Annotated in this window: 7 protein-coding genes; 1 reads left to right on the forward strand and 6 read right to left on the reverse strand. The window is 74.1% G+C overall.

Going from position 1 to position 4,864, the window contains the following annotated elements; translation table 11 throughout:
* The 5 genes from ACFQ4O_RS15190 to ACFQ4O_RS15210 form a co-directional block, all read right to left on the reverse strand.
* On the reverse strand, nt 1-164 hold a 164-nt coding region (locus tag ACFQ4O_RS15190), incomplete at its 3' end, for a DUF4880 domain-containing protein (protein WP_378776821.1).
* Between the two features lie 66 nt (nt 165-230).
* On the reverse strand, nt 231-743 hold the full coding sequence (locus ACFQ4O_RS15195) for an RNA polymerase sigma factor (protein ID WP_378776809.1): 513 nt from the start codon (nt 741-743) through the stop codon (nt 231-233).
* 85 nt (nt 744-828) lie between these two features.
* The gene (locus ACFQ4O_RS15200) at nt 829-1,620 is read right to left on the reverse strand and encodes an ABC transporter ATP-binding protein (RefSeq protein WP_378776811.1); all 792 of its coding nucleotides are present in this window, start codon (nt 1,618-1,620) and stop codon (nt 829-831) included.
* The gene (locus ACFQ4O_RS15205; RefSeq protein ID WP_378776813.1) at nt 1,617-2,687 is read right to left on the reverse strand and encodes a FecCD family ABC transporter permease; all 1,071 of its coding nucleotides are present in this window, start codon (nt 2,685-2,687) and stop codon (nt 1,617-1,619) included. Before ACFQ4O_RS15205 ends, ACFQ4O_RS15200 begins: the two co-directional genes overlap by 4 nt.
* An 89-nt stretch (nt 2,688-2,776) precedes the next feature.
* Nucleotides 2,777-3,502, reverse strand: coding sequence for a (2Fe-2S) ferredoxin domain-containing protein (locus tag ACFQ4O_RS15210; protein WP_378776815.1), 726 nt, complete (start codon nt 3,500-3,502; stop codon nt 2,777-2,779).
* 146 nt (nt 3,503-3,648) lie between these two features.
* On the opposite strand from ACFQ4O_RS15210, the gene ACFQ4O_RS15215 reads away from it, so the two are divergent.
* Complete coding sequence (locus tag ACFQ4O_RS15215; protein ID WP_378776817.1) at nt 3,649-4,074, forward strand: GlcG/HbpS family heme-binding protein; 426 nt, start codon at nt 3,649-3,651, stop codon at nt 4,072-4,074.
* Between the two features lie 30 nt (nt 4,075-4,104).
* Here the strand turns inward: ACFQ4O_RS15215 and ACFQ4O_RS15220 are convergent.
* A partial coding sequence (locus tag ACFQ4O_RS15220; protein ID WP_378776819.1) for a rhomboid family intramembrane serine protease occupies nt 4,105-4,864 on the reverse strand: 760 nt, incomplete at its 5' end.

Genomic DNA, 4,864 nt, shown 5'->3' on the forward strand with positions numbered 1-4,864 from the left:
GCCTGCTCCACCGCGCGCCACGCCGCCTCGTGGGCCGGGCTTTCGGCGCGCCACGCCTCGGCCGCGCGGCGGCGGCGCGGGGTTTCTCGCTCCAGCAGGCGCACGAACAGAGCGCGCGCCGTGTCGCGCAAGGAAAGGTCCGGATCGTCCGCGGAAGAGGTCATGGGACACGGGGTCGCGAGGGGCGGCGCTCCACAGGTGCGCCATGGAACGCGCGCGGGCAAGGCCGTTCAGTCGCGCGGGGCGGCGCGCTCGCAGGCGGAGAGCGCCTTGGCCATGTGCTTGGCGACCGCCCGCTCCGACAGGCCGAGGCCGGCCGCGATCTCCACGAAGGTGCGACCGTGGATGCGGTTCAGCAGGAAGATCAGGCGCGTTCTGGACGGCAGCGCCGTGAGCGCCCGCTCCACCGCGTCCAGCTCCTCGCGGGAGGCGACCGCGTCGAACGGCGTCGGCGGCGAGGGCGCGATCTGGAGATCGGCGAGGGCGCGGACCGTGTCCCGGCGCACGGCCTCGGCGCGGACATGGTCGATCGCGGCGTTGCGCGCCACCCGGTTGAGATAGGCCGGCGTCAGCCGGGCGGCGTCCACCGCCTTCTCCCACAGCCGCAGAAACGCGTCCTGCATCACGTCGCGCGCGCTCGCGCCGTGCCCGAGCCGGCGGCGGATCACGCGCTCGAGCTGGTCGCTGTGCTGGGCGTAGAGGCGGCCGAAGGCTTCGGCCCGCCCGGAGACGTCGGAACCCATCCTGAAAGGCGCCACTTCATGAGGAAGACGGCGGAACTATGCTTCGAGAAAAATTGACTTGCAATATCAATGTTTTAGATTGATTCTAACCTGTGACGCCCCGCGGGCCCGCCAGACCGTCGACGATGACCTGCAGCCGTCCGCGGGAGCAGCGCTCCACCCGCGCCACGACGCCGTAGACCTCGGCGAGGATGTCCGGGGTCAGCGCCTCGTCCGGCTGGCCGACCGCGTGGGCGCGGCCGGCGGAGAGCACCACCATGCGGTCCGCCCACAGCGCCGCCAGCGCCAGATCGTGCAGCACCGCCACCACCACCCGGCCCTCGCGGGCGTAGGAGCGCGCCAGCGCCATCACCTGATGCTGCCGCGCCAGATCGAGCGCGCTGGTGGGCTCGTCCAGCAGCAGCAGGCGCGGCTGCCGCGCCACCGACTGGGCGACGCTCGCGAGCTGGCGCTCGCCGCCGGACAGCTCGGCGAAGGTCTTCAGCGCGAGCGGGCCGGCGTCGAGGCTCTCGAGCGCGGCGAGCGCCCGCTCCTCCAGCGCGCCGCCCTCGCCGGGAACAGCGCGGAGCGCGGCCATCATGCCTTCCAGCACGGTGAGATCGCTGGAGGACGGCAGCGTCTGCGGCATGAAGCCGACGAGCTCGGCCCGTTTTCCACGGGACAGCGCCTGCAGGTCCGCCGCGCCCAGACGGATGTCGCCGCGCGCCGGCGTCAGCCCGGCCAGCGCCTTGAGGATGGTGGACTTGCCCGCCGCGTTGGGGCCGACCAGGGCGACCACCTCGCCGGGCTCCAGCGGCGGCAGGGTGAGGTCGCTCGCCACCGCCCGCCGGCCGTAGCCCACGGTGAGGCCCGTGACCCGCAGCGCCCCGGCGCTCATCGGCGGCCCCGGCGCAGGATCAGCGCCACGAACACCGGCAGCCCCACCAGCGCGGTGACGAGGCCGATGGGCAGGATGACGCCCGGCACGATCATCTTGCTCAGGATGGAGGCGAGCGACATGGCGAGGGCGCCGCAGAGAGCGCTCGCCGGCAGCAGGTAGCGGTGGTCCTCGCCCACCAGCATGCGGGCCACATGCGGCCCCACCAGCCCGACGAAGCCGACGACGCCCACGAAGGCCACCGCGCCGGCCGCGAGCAGGCTGACCCGCGCCAGCGCCATGACGCGCAGCCGCGCCACGTCGACGCCGAAGCTGCGGGCGCGCTCGTCGCCCAGCCTCAGCGCCGTCAGCCGCCAGGCGGCGGCGAAGGAGAACGGCGCCACCAGCGCGAGCGCCGCCGCCAGCAGGCCGACCGTGGTCATGTTGGCGCGGGACAGGCTGCCCATGCTCCAGAACACAAGCTGTTGCAGGCTGTCGGCGGTGGCGACGAACTGCACCAGCGCCAGCAGCGACTGGGCCGCGAAGCCGAGCGCGATGCCGAACAGCACCAGCGTGTCCGGCCCCGCGCCGCTGACGCGCGACAGCAGCAAAAGCAGAAGCAGCGAGCCGAGCGCGAACAGGAAGGCGTTGGCGGGCACGGCGAACTCAGCCGGCGCGCCGACCGCCGAGACCCCCAAAACGATGGCGAGCGCCGCCCCAAGCGCCGCCGCCGCCGACACGCCGAGCGTGAACGGCTCCGCCAGCGGATTGCCGAGCACGGTCTGCATCTCCGCGCCCGCGAGCGCCAGCGCCGCGCCCACCAGCAGCGCCATGAGCGCCATGGGAAGGCGCACCTGCCAGACGATGACCTCGATCGAGCGCGGGACCTCGCCCCAACCCACCAGCGCCCGGAACGCGCTCGCGGCCGTCACGTCGGACGAGCCCGAGCCGATGTCGAGCAGCAGCGCGCCGAAGGCCGCGAGCGCCAGCGCGACGGCGAGGGCCGCGCGCCGCCGGCTGAGGCGGCGATAGGCGGCGAGCGTGAGGCTTCGAGCGGAGGCCGTGTCCGCGCCTGTTACATCCGGCATCAGCGATCCGCCTCCCTCGAGCCCCGCCGTCCGCGCCGGGCCGGGGCAGCCGATAGCACATCCGGCGCCGGGAGACGCGCCCGCTCCCGTCAGTCCGGATCGCGCGCGATCACATGCGCCGTCACGATCCGTCCCTCTACAAAATGCTCCCGCACGATGCGGTCGATCGCCTGCGGATCGAGATCGCCATACCAGACGCCGTCGGGATGGACGGTCATCAGCGGGCCGCGGTTGCACGGAAACTGGCACGAGGTGCGGGCGCAGAGCACCCGCGTCGGCCCCTTGGCGAGCGCCCGCTCGCGCTTCAGGACGTCGCGCAGGAGCTGATAAAGCGGCTCGGCGCCCCGGTGCAGGCAGCGGGCGCCGACGCAGAAAAACGCCTGTCGGCCGTGCTCGGGGATCGCGCTCCAGCCGGGCTTGCCCAGGGAGGGCGCGACCTCCGCCACATCGTCCGCCGGGGCGGACAGCGCCGCCCGCGCCAGAGCGGGCAGATCGGCGAAGGCCTCGATCGCCGGCGCGAGGCGGACCTCGGGCGCCGAAGCGAGGCCGCTCGCCCAGGCGCTGAGCGCGCCGGGAAGCCAGACCGTCAGGCTCGGATCGGCCGGGATCATGCAGGGCGCGACGGTCACGCGCGCCACGCCCTCGTCGGCGAGCCGGGACAGCACCTCCGGCAGCGAGGGGCCGCTGAGATCGGCGAAGGCGATCTCGATCCGGGGCGCCACGCCCTGCGCCAGCAGCGCGTCCCGCACGGCCGCGAGCGACTGGCGCCGGTCGAAGGCGGCGCGTCCGTAGAGCACGGCGGCGGTCGATGTCATGCGGGACGGGTCCTCGGGGCGGAGCGGGCGGAGGCGCGGCGAACATCGACGGGCGCGGCGGGCTGGTCTATCACCCGTTCGGCCCCGCCCGCCGCCGCCGTTCGTCGCGGGCCATGCGCGGGGCCCCGCCCCTTGAGGAGGACGCCATGACCGTGACCGCCCGCTCCCTGAAGCTCACCCACGCCGGCGCGCTGACGGCGCTGGCCGCCGCGGCCGCCAAGGCCGAGGAGATCGGCGTGCCCCAGAACATCTCGATCGTGGACGAGGGCGGCAACCTTCTCGCCTTCGTGCGCACCGACGGCGCCAAGCTGCTGTCGCGGGAGACCTCGCTTTCCAAGGCGATCTCCGCCGCCTCCCATCGCCAGCCCACCGGCCGGCTGGACGGCGCGGCCGAGCTGAAGCTCGCGGTCGCCTCCGGCGGGCGGCTGACCAACCTGCCCGGCGGCCTGCCGATCGTGATCGACGGCGTCTGCATCGGCGGAATCGGGGTCGGCTCCGGAACCGGCGCGGAGGACGTCATCGTCGCCCGCGCCGCGCTCGCCGCCATCGGGGCGGACGACCAGACGCCCTGAGTCGGAACGGAGCACCCGAGGCGCCTGACCTCAGCGGGGTCTGCGCGCCTTCGCCGGCGTCCGTTTCCGGCCGCCCAGCAGCAGCCCGACCGCCGCGCCGAGCACGAAGCCGAAGGCGTGGGCGGAGAAGCTGACCTGCGGCACGGTGAAGTCGAACACCATCTGCAGCGCCACGATGGCCGCGATCACCACCAGCGCCCGGCGCGCGCCCACCCGGCCGCGCAGGGCGTCCCGCAGCATCAGCCCGCCATAGGCCCCGACCACGCCGAAAATGGCGCCGGACGCGCCGACCAGAAGCGTGGGCTCCGTGGCGAAAAAGGCCTCGAACGCCAGCACGCCGGCCATGGAGCCGACGCCCGCGACCAGATAGGCGACGGCGAGGGCGATCCGGCCGGCGCGCGCCTCCAGCATGTTCCCGAAGGCCAGCAGCCCCACCATGTTGAGGGCGAGATGCAAGCCGCCGTAATGCAGGAACAGCGCGGTGAACAGCCGGCTCCATTCGCCGCCCTCCAGCACCGCGGGCGGCCAGAGCGCGCCAAGATCATAGAGCACGTCCATATCGGTCGAGCCGCCCCAGCCGCCGACCCAGAGCTCCAGCCCGAACACCGCGACATTGGCCGCAATCAGCGCCAGCGTGACGATCGGCCGGGGCGCCGGCCCCCTCGCCTCGGCCAGCCGGCCGGTTTCGCGCGCCCTCAGCACCGCCTGTTCGATCTGGTCCAGCACCGCGCGGCGCTCGGGCGACAGCGTCCACGGCGCGGCGAGCCCGCCCTGCAGCCGGCGCGCGGCG

The sequence above is a fragment of the Methylopila musalis genome (assembly GCF_042679725.1).
Taxonomy (GTDB): Bacteria; Pseudomonadota; Alphaproteobacteria; order Rhizobiales; family Methylopilaceae; genus Methylopila; species Methylopila musalis.